The organism is Pseudoalteromonas sp. SG44-5, assembly GCF_014164175.1.
GTDB classification, from domain to species: Bacteria; Pseudomonadota; Gammaproteobacteria; order Enterobacterales; family Alteromonadaceae; genus Pseudoalteromonas; species Pseudoalteromonas nigrifaciens.
In genome coordinates this window covers 24,701-36,430 of sequence record NZ_JACJES010000025.1, presented here as the reverse complement: position 1 = coordinate 36,430, position 11,730 = coordinate 24,701, and the positions used below count along the sequence as shown (strand labels likewise).

Annotated in this window: 18 protein-coding genes; all 18 read right to left on the bottom strand. The window is 41.5% G+C overall.

Going from position 1 to position 11,730, the window contains the following annotated elements:
* Window positions 1-893: 893 nt before the first annotated feature.
* The 18 genes from rplQ to H5079_RS16300 all read right to left on the bottom strand — a co-directional run bounded on the left by rplQ (window position 894) and on the right by H5079_RS16300 (window position 11,591).
* The gene (rplQ, locus tag H5079_RS16385; RefSeq protein WP_002959450.1) at window positions 894-1,295 is read right to left on the bottom strand and encodes a 50S ribosomal protein L17; all 402 of its coding nucleotides are present in this window, start codon (window positions 1,293-1,295) and stop codon (window positions 894-896) included.
* Between the two features lie 39 nt (window positions 1,296-1,334).
* Entirely contained in the window at window positions 1,335-2,321 is a 987-nt protein-coding gene (locus H5079_RS16380) for a DNA-directed RNA polymerase subunit alpha (RefSeq protein WP_011329437.1), read from the bottom strand.
* Between the two features lie 24 nt (window positions 2,322-2,345).
* Window positions 2,346-2,966, bottom strand: a complete 621-nt coding sequence (rpsD, locus tag H5079_RS16375) for a 30S ribosomal protein S4 (protein ID WP_011329438.1) — start codon at window positions 2,964-2,966, stop codon at window positions 2,346-2,348.
* A gap of 21 nt (window positions 2,967-2,987) precedes the next feature.
* Window positions 2,988-3,374, bottom strand: coding sequence for a 30S ribosomal protein S11 (gene rpsK, locus H5079_RS16370; RefSeq protein WP_002959471.1), 387 nt, complete (start codon window positions 3,372-3,374; stop codon window positions 2,988-2,990).
* 12 nt (window positions 3,375-3,386) lie between these two features.
* Window positions 3,387-3,743 carry a 30S ribosomal protein S13 gene (rpsM, locus tag H5079_RS16365; RefSeq protein ID WP_006794252.1) on the bottom strand — a complete coding sequence of 119 codons (357 nt, stop codon included), beginning with the start codon at window positions 3,741-3,743 and terminating at the stop codon, window positions 3,387-3,389.
* Between the two features lie 124 nt (window positions 3,744-3,867).
* Window positions 3,868-3,981 carry a 50S ribosomal protein L36 gene (gene rpmJ / locus H5079_RS16360; protein WP_002959476.1) on the bottom strand — a complete coding sequence of 38 codons (114 nt, stop codon included), beginning with the start codon at window positions 3,979-3,981 and terminating at the stop codon, window positions 3,868-3,870.
* Window positions 3,982-4,003: 22 nt separating this feature from the next.
* The gene (gene secY / locus H5079_RS16355) at window positions 4,004-5,332 is read right to left on the bottom strand and encodes a preprotein translocase subunit SecY (RefSeq protein ID WP_011329439.1); all 1,329 of its coding nucleotides are present in this window, start codon (window positions 5,330-5,332) and stop codon (window positions 4,004-4,006) included.
* A 10-nt stretch (window positions 5,333-5,342) separates the two neighbouring features.
* A complete protein-coding gene (gene rplO / locus H5079_RS16350; RefSeq protein WP_011329440.1) occupies window positions 5,343-5,777 on the bottom strand; it encodes a 50S ribosomal protein L15 in 435 nt (144 codons plus the stop codon).
* Window positions 5,778-5,781: 4 nt separating this feature from the next.
* Complete coding sequence (rpmD, locus tag H5079_RS16345) at window positions 5,782-5,964, bottom strand: 50S ribosomal protein L30 (RefSeq protein WP_011329441.1); 183 nt, start codon at window positions 5,962-5,964, stop codon at window positions 5,782-5,784.
* A 2-nt stretch (window positions 5,965-5,966) separates the two neighbouring features.
* On the bottom strand, window positions 5,967-6,473 hold the full coding sequence (gene rpsE, locus H5079_RS16340; RefSeq protein ID WP_011329442.1) for a 30S ribosomal protein S5: 507 nt from the start codon (window positions 6,471-6,473) through the stop codon (window positions 5,967-5,969).
* Window positions 6,474-6,482: 9 nt separating this feature from the next.
* Window positions 6,483-6,833 (bottom strand): 50S ribosomal protein L18, encoded by a 351-nt coding sequence (rplR, locus tag H5079_RS16335; protein ID WP_011329443.1) that lies wholly within the window; start codon window positions 6,831-6,833, stop codon window positions 6,483-6,485.
* 9 nt (window positions 6,834-6,842) lie between these two features.
* On the bottom strand, window positions 6,843-7,376 hold the full coding sequence (gene rplF / locus H5079_RS16330) for a 50S ribosomal protein L6 (protein WP_011329444.1): 534 nt from the start codon (window positions 7,374-7,376) through the stop codon (window positions 6,843-6,845).
* Between the two features lie 13 nt (window positions 7,377-7,389).
* Window positions 7,390-7,782 (bottom strand): 30S ribosomal protein S8, encoded by a 393-nt coding sequence (rpsH, locus tag H5079_RS16325; protein ID WP_011329445.1) that lies wholly within the window; start codon window positions 7,780-7,782, stop codon window positions 7,390-7,392.
* A 21-nt stretch (window positions 7,783-7,803) separates the two neighbouring features.
* Window positions 7,804-8,109 carry a 30S ribosomal protein S14 gene (gene rpsN, locus H5079_RS16320; RefSeq protein ID WP_011329446.1) on the bottom strand — a complete coding sequence of 102 codons (306 nt, stop codon included), beginning with the start codon at window positions 8,107-8,109 and terminating at the stop codon, window positions 7,804-7,806.
* Between the two features lie 10 nt (window positions 8,110-8,119).
* On the bottom strand, window positions 8,120-8,659 hold the full coding sequence (rplE, locus tag H5079_RS16315; protein WP_011329447.1) for a 50S ribosomal protein L5: 540 nt from the start codon (window positions 8,657-8,659) through the stop codon (window positions 8,120-8,122).
* 16 nt (window positions 8,660-8,675) lie between these two features.
* Entirely contained in the window at window positions 8,676-8,990 is a 315-nt protein-coding gene (gene rplX / locus H5079_RS16310; protein WP_011329448.1) for a 50S ribosomal protein L24, read from the bottom strand.
* A gap of 10 nt (window positions 8,991-9,000) precedes the next feature.
* The gene (gene rplN, locus H5079_RS16305) at window positions 9,001-9,369 is read right to left on the bottom strand and encodes a 50S ribosomal protein L14 (RefSeq protein WP_011329449.1); all 369 of its coding nucleotides are present in this window, start codon (window positions 9,367-9,369) and stop codon (window positions 9,001-9,003) included.
* Window positions 9,370-9,641: 272 nt separating this feature from the next.
* A complete protein-coding gene (locus tag H5079_RS16300; protein ID WP_182684494.1) occupies window positions 9,642-11,591 on the bottom strand; it encodes an AsmA family protein in 1,950 nt (649 codons plus the stop codon).
* Between the last annotated feature and the right edge of the window lie 139 nt (window positions 11,592-11,730).

The window sequence follows — 11,730 nt, the reverse complement described above, 5'->3', positions numbered from 1 at the left end:
GAACGTTTTGAGTCGCTTTAGCGTCTCAAGGGATGCGTATAATACATCCTTTATTTTTCGAGTCAACACTTTGTTTTAAACTTTCTTTTTGGAAGATTTAAAACCGAAGTTTTATTTAACTCTCTAAGTAGTTGCTGCCTTGCTATGCTTCGGCGTTTCCCTTCTCAGTGGGGTCGCATTATAGGGAGATCCGAAAACAGATCAACTGTTTTTTAAAGAAAACTTGAAATAAACTGCTGTTCGCTGAGTATTTGAGCTAAACGCTTAAAAACACAACTAAACTACTATCATTAAGACATTTATAGCGCTATTTGAAATTAAAGTTATGACAACTACTAATGAATAAAGACATATTTGGATCATCTATGCTAAATAACTAACCAATATGAGAAGACTCGTATTACTTAAAATCATTTAAAGTAATCAAAAGGCGAAAATTGAATTGATCGAGCTATGTTTAATCATAATTTAATAATATTAAGAAGTAAGTTTACTTAGGCCGTAATACTCAACCTTGATATGAGATTCTTAATATAGGTAAATGAGTACACGTTATGTCTTATAATCAGATTTATAAATATAAACTTCGTAGTGGGCCGCTCTACTGGATAATCTAAGTTTTGGAGTTGTATTATATAATAGCTCTAAACGAACAATATATAATGAAGATAATCCTTAACCATGATCTGATAGGCTATTTTGAATGAGTAATAAGTAAAGAGTAACTTGGTAGGGATATTAAAGCAGGTGTTAAAACAACTTATCAATTTAGAATCTATGAGTCAGTACTCGTAAACGATCATAATAGAAGGTAATCACTGATTCATATAGATTAACAAATTTTAGGCAAGAAAAAGCCGAGCATAGGCTCGGCTTTTAGGTTTCTTTAAGACTTACTCTGCAGACTGTGCGTCTTCTTGAACTGCTTCGCTAGTCGCTGGGCGACCAACTAGTTCAATATAAGCCATTGGTGCATTATCACCAGTACGGAAGCCACACTTAAGAATACGAGTGTAACCACCTGGACGATCCGCGTTACGTGGACCGATTTCACTGAATAACTTACCAACAACTTCATTATCACGCGTGCGAGCAAACGCTAAACGGCGATTTGCTACACTGTCAGTCTTAGCCAGTGTGATTAAAGGTTCAATTACACGACGTAACTCTTTCGCTTTAGGCAAAGTAGTTTTGATGATTTCATGTTTCACCAAAGAACCTGCCATATTGCTAAACATCGCTTTACGATGGCTACTGTTACGGTTTAATTGACGACCACTCTTACGATGGCGCATGACCCTATCCTTCTAACTAAACTAATATAGTGATTTAGATTATTCAGCTAAACTTGCAGGTGGCCAATTTTCTAGGCGCATGCCTAGAGAAAGTCCACGTGAAGCTAGCACGTCTTTAATTTCAGTTAGAGACTTCTTACCTAAATTAGGCGTTTTAAGAAGCTCAACTTCAGTGCGCTGAACTAAATCACCGATATATTGAATTTGCTCGGCTTTCAAACAATTTGCTGAGCGTACTGTTAGTTCAAGATCATCAACTGGACGAAGTAGAATAGGATCGAATTCTGGCTTCTCTTCTTTCTCTTCTGGCTCAGTTACATCACGTAAATCTACGAATGCATCTAATTGCTCAGCTAAGATAGTAGACGCACGGCGGATCGCTTCTTCTGGATCTAAAGTGCCGTTTGTTTCCATATCAATGATTAACTTGTCTAAATCTGTACGTTGCTCAACTCGAGCTGATTCAACCGAGTACGCAATACGTTCAACTGGGCTAAATGATGCATCAAGCAACAATCTACCAATTGGACGCTCATCGTCATCAGAGGATAAACGACTAGATGCCGGCACATAACCACGACCACGTTCAACACGAATACGCATGCTGATCTCGCTGTTATTTGTTGTTAAATTACAAATAACATGATCTGGGTTAGCAATTGTTACATCGCCATCGTGCTGAATATCTGACGCAGTCACAGGGCCTACACCAGATTTAGCCAGGGTCAGAAAAACTTCATCTTTGCCTTCTAACGTTACTGCTAAACCTTTTAGGTTTAATAGTATTTCAATGATGTCTTCTTGAACGCCTTCTTTCGCGCTGTACTCATGCAATACACCGTCGATTTCAACTTCAGTTACTGCACATCCAGGCATAGATGAAAGCAGTATACGGCGTAAGGCATTACCCAAAGTGTGACCGAAGCCACGCTCAAGTGGTTCTAAAACTATTTTAGAACGTGTTGGGTTGATAGCGTCGATATCGACTAACCTTGGTTTTAGAAATTCTGTAACAGAACCCTGCATTTTATCCTCTCTTAACTCTTAACTTTACTTAGAGTAAAGTTCGACGATTAGTTGTTCATTAATGTCCGCAGACAGATCTGAACGCTCAGGTAGACGCTTAAAGCTGCCTTCCAATTTCTTACCGTCAACTTCAACCCAAGTCGGCTTTTCACGTTGCTCAGCCAACTCTAGAGCAGCGATGATACGTGCTTGTGTTTTAGACTTCTCACGGATTACAACAGTATCTTCTGGAGCAATTACGTATGAAGGAACATTCACAACACGACCATTAACTAAAATCGCTTTATGGCTTACTAACTGACGTGCTTCTGCACGTGTGCTAGCAAAACCCATGCGATATACAACATTGTCTAAACGTTGCTCTAATAGCTGTAACAAGTTTTCACCTGTATTACCTTTAAGGCGAGCAGCTTCTTTGTAGTAGTTACGGAATTGCTTTTCTAATACACCGTAGATACGACGTACTTTTTGCTTTTCACGTAATTGTAAACCGTAATCAGATAAGCGACCTTTACGAGCGCCATGCTGACCAGGTGCAGTCTCAAGTTTACACTTAGAGTCGATAGCTCTTACGCCGCTCTTAAGGAACAGGTCAGTGCCTTCACGACGACTCAGCTTGAGCTTAGGGCCCAAATATCTTGCCATGTTATTTCTCCTAACCTATTGTTAAACGCGACGTTTCTTCGGTGGACGACAACCATTATGTGGTATTGGCGTCACGTCAGTAATGTTGGTAATACGGTAGCCAGCAGCATTCAAAGCACGTACAGCAGATTCACGACCTGGACCTGGACCTTTGATGAAAACTTCTAGATTTTTTAAACCGTATTCTTGAGCAGCAGTACCTGCACGCTCTGCAGCAACCTGAGCAGCAAATGGAGTAGATTTACGTGAACCACGGAAACCTGAACCACCGGCAGTAGCCCATGATAGTGCATTACCTTGACGATCGGTAATCGTTACAATAGTGTTGTTGAAAGAAGCATGAACATGAGCCATACCATCAGCAACTTGTTTTTTAACCTTTTTACGACGAATTGGTGTCTTAGCCATAATACTATCCCCTTATCGCTTAATAGGCTTACGAGGACCCTTACGGGTACGCGCGTTAGTCTTAGTTCTTTGACCACGTAGTGGTAAAGAGCGACGGTGACGTAGGCCACGATAACAACCAAGGTCCATTAGGCGCTTGATATTTAAAGTAACTTCACGACGAAGATCACCTTCAACGGTGTACTTGCCAACTGCATCACGCAATACGTCAAGAGTTTCGTCTGAAAGTTCACCGATTTTTGTGGTCTCGGCGATACCAGTCGCTGCTAAGATAGCCTTAGAGCGAGTCTTACCTATGCCATAAATAGCTGTTAAACCAATAACTGCATGTTTATGATCAGGGACGTTAATGCCAGCAATACGGGCCACTAACACATCTCCTATATTCGAATTTGGTAATCATCTGTTTGAAGAGCCCGTAAGGATACTCAAACGAAGACCAAATCACTACTAAAAACACAGGCCGAGAAAACTCAGCCTGCACGCTGTTTACTTAACCTTGCCTTTGCTTATGCTTAGGCTCACTGCAAATTACGCGTACTACACCAGCACGTTTAATAACTTTACAGTTACGGCATATTTTCTTAACGGAAGCACGTACTTTCATTGCTCAACTCCGTAAACTGACCTTATCGACCATAGCCTTTAAGGTTCGCTTTTTTCAGCACAGAATCATACTGATGAGACATCAGGTGAGTCTGTACTTGTGCCATAAAGTCCATGATAACAACTACGATAATCAAAATTGATGTACCGCCGAAGTAGAATGGCGTTTGCCATGCCATTGTCATGAATTCAGGCACCAGACAGATAAAGGTTATATACAAAGCACCTGCCAATGTCAGGCGTGTCATCACTTTATCAATGTATTTAGATGTCTGCTCACCTGGACGAATACCTGGGATAAATGCGCCAGATTTCTTCAGGTTATCTGCTGTTTCACGTGGGTTAAACACCAACGCTGTGTAGAAAAAGCAGAAGAAGATGATAGCTGCTGCTAAAACCATTGCATACAATGGCTGACCTGGGGTCAACGTTGTAGCTATAGCTTGTAACACATCAGCGACCGGACCTTCACCCTGGCCGAACCAGCTGGCAATTGTACCAGGGAACAGAATTATACTGCTAGCGAAAATTGGTGGAATAACACCCGCCATATTTACTTTTAGTGGTAAATGCGTGCTTTGGGCAGCAAATACTTGACGACCTTGTTGGCGTTTAGCGTAGTTAACAACAATACGTCGTTGGCCACGTTCAAAAAACACTACAAGATAAGTAACAGCGAATACGATTACCGCAACCATCAACAGTACAAAAACATTCAAATCACCTTGGCGCGCCATTTCAGCTGTCGAACCAATAGCAGACGGCAGGTTAGCTACAATACCAACAAATATTAAAACAGAGATACCGTTACCAATACCACGTTCTGTTATTTGTTCGCCCAACCACATAAGGAACATAGTACCAGTCACTAAACTCACCACTGCGGTGAAATAGAAACCCATACCAGGGTTAACAACTAACCCTTCCATCATGCCCGGTAAGCTTGTGGCAATACCGATTGATTGGATAGTAGCAAGCACAAGCGTGCCATAGCGTGTGTACTGGCTAATTTTTTTACGCCCTTGCTCACCTTCTTTCTTAAGCTCTATAAACGGAGGATACATATGCGTTAATAGTTGCGTAATAATCGAAGCCGAGATATACGGCATAATACCCAGTGCTAACACTGAAGCTCGCTCAAGCGCACCACCGCTAAACATGTTGAACATCTCAACAATGGTGCCCTTTTGTTGCTCGAAGAAATCGGCAAGTACAGCGGCGTCAATCCCAGGGATCGGCACAAATGAACCTAGACGGTATATAATGATAGCACCTAATACGAAGAGTAATCGGCGCTTCAATTCCGAAAGTCCACCTTGTGCACTTTGCATATCTTGACCTGGTTTAGCCATTAGTACTTCCTTAGTCTTCTACCTTGCCTCCGGCAGCTTCGATAGCTTCGCGTGCACCTTTAGTGGCTCTAAGGCCCTTAACGGTAACAGCGCGTGAAACTTCGCCAGATTTAACAACTTTAACGAACAAAACGTTCTTTTTAACTAGACCAGCTGCTTGTAACGCGCTTAGGTCTACCACATCGCCTTCTACTTTAGCGATTTCGTATAGGTTTATTTCTGCAGATACTAATGATTTGCGAGAAGTGAAACCGAACTTAGGTAGACGACGTTGCATAGGCATTTGACCGCCTTCGAAACCAACGCGTACTTTACCGCCAGAACGTGATTTTTGACCTTTGTGACCACGGCCACCAGTCTTACCAAGACCAGAACCGATACCACGACCAACACGTTTTGGAGCAGTTTTTGAACCTGCAGCAGGTGAAAGTGTATTCAAATGCATGAAATTAACCCTCTACCTTAACCATGTAAGAAACCTGGTTTATCATACCACGTACACATGCTGTGTCTTCTAACTCAACAGTGTGGTTGATACGACGTAAACCAAGACCGCGTAATGTAGCTTTATGTTTCGGTAAACGACCGATAGAGCTTTTTACTTGTGTTACTTTTACAGTTTGATTTGCCATGGTTACCCCAGTATCTCGTCTATGCGAAGACCACGTTTAGCAGCAATCGACTGAGGAGAATTCATATTCTCAAGAGCAGAGATTGTTGCACGCACTACGTTGATTGGGTTAGTAGAACCGTAACATTTAGAAAGTACGTTCTGCACACCAGTCACTTCTAGTACCGCACGCATTGCACCACCAGCGATGATACCAGTACCTTCAGAGGCTGGTTTCATAAACACTTGTGAGCCAGCATGACGTCCTTTAACAGGATGCTGTAATGTGTTGCCATTTAGGTCTACATTGATCATATTGCGACGTGCTTTTTCCATTGCTTTTTGAATAGCAGCTGGAACTTCACGTGCTTTACCATAACCAAAACCTACTTTACCTGCGCCATCACCAACTACTGTTAGTGCTGTAAAGCTAAAGATACGACCACCTTTAACTACTTTAGACACACGGTTCACCGCGATTAGCTTTTCAGCTAGATCAGGCTGTTGTTGCTTTGCTTCTACGTTAGCCATTGTCTACTCCTAGAATTGCAAACCGGCTTCACGCGCAGCATCAGCTAGCGCCTTCACACGGCCGTGATATTTAAAGCCACTACGATCAAAAGCAATCTTTTCGATGCCTTTGTCAGCCGCACGTTCAGCAACCGCTTTACCAACTGCTTGCGCAGCTGCAACGTTGCCGGTGCCTTTAACTGTTTCGCAAATAGCTTTTTCAACAGTAGAAGCAGCAGCCAGTACAGTACCCTCAGCAGTAACTACTTGAGCGTATATGTGACGTGGCGTGCGGTGGATAACAAGACGCGTTGTGCCTTGTTCAATATAATTTCTACGAGTGCGTTTAGCACGACGTAGACGAGCTGTTTTTTTATCCATCGTCTTACCTTACTTCTTCTTAGCCTCTTTACGGCGCACATTCTCATCTGAATAACGAACACCCTTGCCTTTATATGGCTCAGGTTTACGGTATGCACGAATGTTAGCAGCTGTTTGACCAACTAACTGCTTATCTACGCCCTTAACTAGAACTTCTGTTTGGCTTGGAGTTTCAATCGTAATTCCTTCAGGAACTGCGAAATGAACTGGGTGCGAGAAACCAAGAGTTAAATCTAATGTTTTACCCTTAGCTGCTGCACGGTAACCAACGCCTACTAACTGAAGTTTCTTCTCGTAACCTTCATGCGTACCAACAATCATATTGTTGATTAGAGCGCGAGCAGTACCTGCTTGAGCCCATGCATCTGTTACGCCTTCACGAGGTAAAGTTGTAATAACGTTTTCTTCAACTTTTACTTCAACAGCGTTGTTGATAGTACGAGTTAATTCACCGTTTTTGCCTTTAACTGTGATTTCCTGGCCTTTTAATGTAACTTCTACACCGGCAGGAACACTAATTGGTGCCTTTGCTATGCGAGACATAGTTCCCCTCCGATTAAGCTACAAAACCAATGATTTCACCACCAACGCCTGCACTACGTGCTGCGCGGTCTGTCATTAGGCCTTTAGAAGTTGATACGATAGCGATACCTAGACCACCCATTACCTTTGGTAATTCGTCACGTCTCTTATAGATACGTAAACCAGGGCGGCTAACACGCTGGATATTTTCAATAACAGCTTTGCCTTCGAAGTACTTCAATTCGATAGAAAGCTCAGGTTTTACGTCGCCATTGATTGCGAAATCAGCGATGTAACCTTCATTTTTTAATACTTTAGCTACTGCTACTTTCAGTTTTGAATTAGGCATCGTTACAGATACTTTCTTCGCTGACTGACCGTTACGGATTCGTGTAAACAAATCCGCGATAGGATCTTGCAAGCTCATAGTCTTACTCCCGTGATTCTTTTACCAGCTAGCTTTTTTAAGGCCAGGAATTTCACCGCGCATAGCTGCTTCGCGAACTTTAATACGGCTCATGCCGAATTTGCGAAGGAAACCATGTGGGCGGCCCGTAATGTTACAACGATTACGCTGACGTACAGGGCTAGAATCACGTGGTAAAGCTTGTAGCTTAAGTACCGCGTCCCAACGATCATCTTCAGATGTATTAACATCACTGATGATAGCTTTTAGTGCTGTGCGCTTTTCAGCGAACTGAGCAACTAGTTTTGTGCGCTTTGCTTCGCGCGCTTTCATAGAATTCTTTGCCATAACCCTACCCTTATTTCTTGAATGGGAAGTTAAACGCTTCTAACAACGCACGGCCTTCCTCATCAGATTTCGCAGAAGTAGTGATAGTAATATCCATACCGCGTACACGGTCTACTTTATCGTAATCGATTTCTGGGAAGATGATTTGTTCACGTACGCCCATGCTGTAGTTACCACGTCCATCAAAAGACTTAGCACTTACGCCACGGAAGTCGCGAATACGTGGGATAGCGATTGATACCAAACGCTCAAAAAAGTCCCACATACGTTCGCCACGTAGGGTTACTTTACAACCTATCGGGTAACCTTCACGCACTTTGAAGCCAGCAACAGATTTGCGTGCTTTAGTGATTAGAGGTTTCTGACCAGAGATTGCAGCTAGATCCGCAACAGCGTTATCTAGAATTTTCTTGTCAGCTAGGGCTTCGCCCACGCCCATATTCAATGTGATCTTTTCGATCAGAGGGACTTGCATGACAGAGCTGAAACCAAACTTCTCTTGAAGTTCAGCTACTACTTTGTCTTTATATACTTCATGCAGTTTCGCCATCATTCTACTCCAACTATTAAATAGTTTTACCAGTAGATTTAAAGATACGTAATTTCTTACCATCTTCAATCTTGAAACCTACACGATCTGCTTTACTCGTTTCCGAGTTGTAGATCGCAACGTTTGATACGTCGATAGACGCTTCTTTCTCAACAATACCGCCAGGCTGGTTCAATTGTGGAACCGGCTTTTGGTGCTTTTTGATCAAGTTTATGCCTTCGACAAATAATCTTCCAGATTCAGTAACAACTGAAAGCACTTTTCCGCGCTTACCTTTGTCTTTACCTGCTAGAACGATTACTTCGTCATCACGACGGATTTTTGCTGCCATGATAGACTCCTTACAGTACTTCTGGGGCTAGTGAAACGATTTTCATGAACTTATCATTACGAAGTTCACGAGTCACAGGGCCGAAGATACGAGTACCAATAGGCTGCAAGTTATCATTTAAGATAACAGCTGCATTGCTATCGAAACGGATCAAAGAACCGTCTGGACGACGAACGCCTTTTTTGGTGCGCACAACTACCGCGTTTTTAACATCACCTTTCTTCACTTTACCGCGAGGAATAGCTTCTTTTACAGAAACTTTAATGATGTCGCCAATCGCTGCATAGCGACGGTGAGAACCACCAAGGACTTTTATACACTGCACTTTGCGAGCGCCGCTGTTATCAGCAACTTCCAGCTGAGTTTGCATTTGGATCATGTTAATGACCTCCGGTGTAGTAATTACAACTTGTCTTAAATTCGTTTAAAATCAAGACATTTCGATTGAAATCCACTCAAAAAACAAGCTAGTTGTCTCTTAAGGGCGGGCAATTGTACCAGCATTACGGGGGGAGCGGTAGGTTATTTTTTAATTAATTATGAGGGAAAGCTAATTAATATTGAGTAATTACGGCTATCTAGCTATTTTACATATGGTTACAAAACAAACAAGGCACTATCTTAGTGCCTTGTAGATTATTTATCAGGGTTTTAGCCAAACAAACCTTTCAATTTATCTTTAAGTTTGTCTTTTGCTTTTTCTTTGAGCTTTTCTTTTGCTTCTTCTTTAAGCGCATTACCAAAATCAAGCTTAATGCCTACATCATGGAATGGCCCTTTAATACGCAGTGGTATTTTAAAGCCGGTACTATCATCGGTTGTACCCTGCCCCTCAATAGAACCGACTATACCGGTTACTAGTCGGTAATTAATAATAGTATTAGGTAAATCCACATCACCTTCGCCTGAAATACGGATCAGTGGGCTGATTAACGACAGGTCGTTATTATGGCCCACCCCATTAGTAAACTTAAAGCTACCCGTTAATGCTGAGAAGTCGGTTTGCTGTGACTTATCAAAGCCAGTATCTAGTCCTTCTGATACAGCCCCTACATTACCTTTAAGCAACTCTTTACCTTTGCGAATCATTTCAGCTATATTTGCGCCTTGTACTGCGCCATTAGCAAACTCAAACCCTAACTCACCATTGAGTGCGTTAACAAACTCTTTTTGGCTTTGCCCATTTGTGGTTAAGTTCCAATTTAATGAGCCATTACCCATTAATTTATCAAATCCTGCGGCATCGGTTAATAACGGTTGTGCATCAATACCTGCCAAATCAAAATTAGTGGTTATTTTATAAGGTATTTGCTGGGCATTAATATTAATTGCCCCTTTCCCTGTTCCCTCATAGGCTGCAAAGTTATCTAAGCTTAATTTAGCGACACTATTTTTTAACGCTACTGTAAATTGGTTTGCACCGAGTTTAATATCGTTAGCTTTTAAACCGCTTGAGCGTATTACTACATTAGCATCAAGCGTATTTAAGGCACTTAAGTCTATTTTAGTGTCGTCCCATACAATAGGCTCTGCTGGTTTAGTTTCGTCTGTAGTTGGCTGCTCTTTTTTAGCTACGGCTTCTGGTAAGTATGGGTTTAAGTCAAGCATACCTAAGTCAATGTTTGCCATTACAGCAAGTCGTTTACCTAAATTAAGCTCACTTTTACCTTTTATTTGCAGTGCATCTAATGTGGCAATAAGCTCTTCAAGCTTAAATTGCTCACCCGCTAAATGCATTTTGCCATTTACACTAAAAGCATTAAAGGCGTTCTCTTTGGCGTTTAACTCTACACCTTGCCATTTGGCTATATTTTTTACCGAGTCTCCACTTAGCGCTAACTGACCTTTTATATCTTGGCCTTGTTTAGCAATAGTTCCCTCAAAGGTTAAATCAACTAAACGTGAATCTAAACTCTGCTGAATATTAAAAGTAGTGCCTTCGATCGCTTTTGCTGGCGTATCTAGTTTTACATCAAGCTCAAAGCGCTCTTGCATGTAAGTTATTGCGCCTTTTACTTCTAATGTTTTACGCAGTGATGGAAGTAAAATAGCCAGCTCTAAATCACTTATTTGCTGTTTAACCCCGGTTTTACCATCTAAATAAGTAAAGGTACCACCATAAATGGCAACCTCCCCTAGCTCAATGTCAAAGTTCTCAGGTAATTTTATAGCTTCCGCAGATCCTGTTTGCTCTTTAGGCTGCTCAGCTACCGCATCAAATAGCTGCCAGTTAGCTTTACCGTTTTTATCGGTCTCTAATAAAATATCAGGCTCGTTAATAACAAACTTATCGAGTTTAAATTCACCATCTAATAGCGATAGCCAAGGGATGTGTACTGCAAGCTGCTGCATACTTGCCATATCGGCGCGAGAGCCCGATTTCATGTTGGCAAAATGTACATCATTAAGTTCTAATTTTAATGCAGGAAATACACTCAGCGTTTTATCGCCTTTAATAGTTAATGTACGTCCTGTGGTTTGTTCTACCTGCTCAGAGACTTTATTAAAAATAGCATCAGTAGGAATTAAAAAGGGTGCTGCAACGATAAGTGCAATACATAACAGCAGTATTACACCTATAATTTTAAATAAGGTTTTCATGATCGTCCTTTCAAATGTGCAAATAATACTCATATCATAGCGAGAGTTATCACTAAAATCATTGTCAGTACTAAAAAAAATAACTTTCAACTAATTTATTTTTTAATGATGAATCTACGCGCTAATAATATCAACACTA

Coding starts and splice junctions, on each gene's coding strand:
- secY (WP_011329439.1), bottom strand. CDS start 5,332: ATGGCTAAACCAGGTCAAGATATGCAAAGTGCACAAGGTGGACTTTCG.
- rpmJ (WP_002959476.1), bottom strand. CDS start 3,981: ATGAAAGTACGTGCTTCCGTTAAGAAAATATGCCGTAACTGTAAAGTT.
- rplO (WP_011329440.1), bottom strand. CDS start 5,777: ATGCATTTGAATACACTTTCACCTGCTGCAGGTTCAAAAACTGCTCCA.
- rplR (WP_011329443.1), bottom strand. CDS start 6,833: ATGGATAAAAAAACAGCTCGTCTACGTCGTGCTAAACGCACTCGTAGA.
- rplF (WP_011329444.1), bottom strand. CDS start 7,376: ATGTCTCGCATAGCAAAGGCACCAATTAGTGTTCCTGCCGGTGTAGAA.
- rpmD (WP_011329441.1), bottom strand. CDS start 5,964: ATGGCAAATCAAACTGTAAAAGTAACACAAGTAAAAAGCTCTATCGGT.
- rplQ (WP_002959450.1), bottom strand. CDS start 1,295: ATGCGCCATCGTAAGAGTGGTCGTCAATTAAACCGTAACAGTAGCCAT.
- rplE (WP_011329447.1), bottom strand. CDS start 8,659: ATGGCGAAACTGCATGAAGTATATAAAGACAAAGTAGTAGCTGAACTT.
- H5079_RS16380 (WP_011329437.1), bottom strand. CDS start 2,321: ATGCAGGGTTCTGTTACAGAATTTCTAAAACCAAGGTTAGTCGATATC.
- rpsD (WP_011329438.1), bottom strand. CDS start 2,966: ATGGCAAGATATTTGGGCCCTAAGCTCAAGCTGAGTCGTCGTGAAGGC.
- rplX (WP_011329448.1), bottom strand. CDS start 8,990: ATGGCAGCAAAAATCCGTCGTGATGACGAAGTAATCGTTCTAGCAGGT.
- H5079_RS16300 (WP_182684494.1), bottom strand. CDS start 11,591: ATGAAAACCTTATTTAAAATTATAGGTGTAATACTGCTGTTATGTATT.
- rplN (WP_011329449.1), bottom strand. CDS start 9,369: ATGATCCAAATGCAAACTCAGCTGGAAGTTGCTGATAACAGCGGCGCT.
- rpsH (WP_011329445.1), bottom strand. CDS start 7,782: ATGAGCTTGCAAGATCCTATCGCGGATTTGTTTACACGAATCCGTAAC.
- rpsE (WP_011329442.1), bottom strand. CDS start 6,473: ATGGCTAACGTAGAAGCAAAGCAACAACAGCCTGATCTAGCTGAAAAG.
- rpsK (WP_002959471.1), bottom strand. CDS start 3,374: ATGGCTAAGACACCAATTCGTCGTAAAAAGGTTAAAAAACAAGTTGCT.
- rpsN (WP_011329446.1), bottom strand. CDS start 8,109: ATGGCAAAGAATTCTATGAAAGCGCGCGAAGCAAAGCGCACAAAACTA.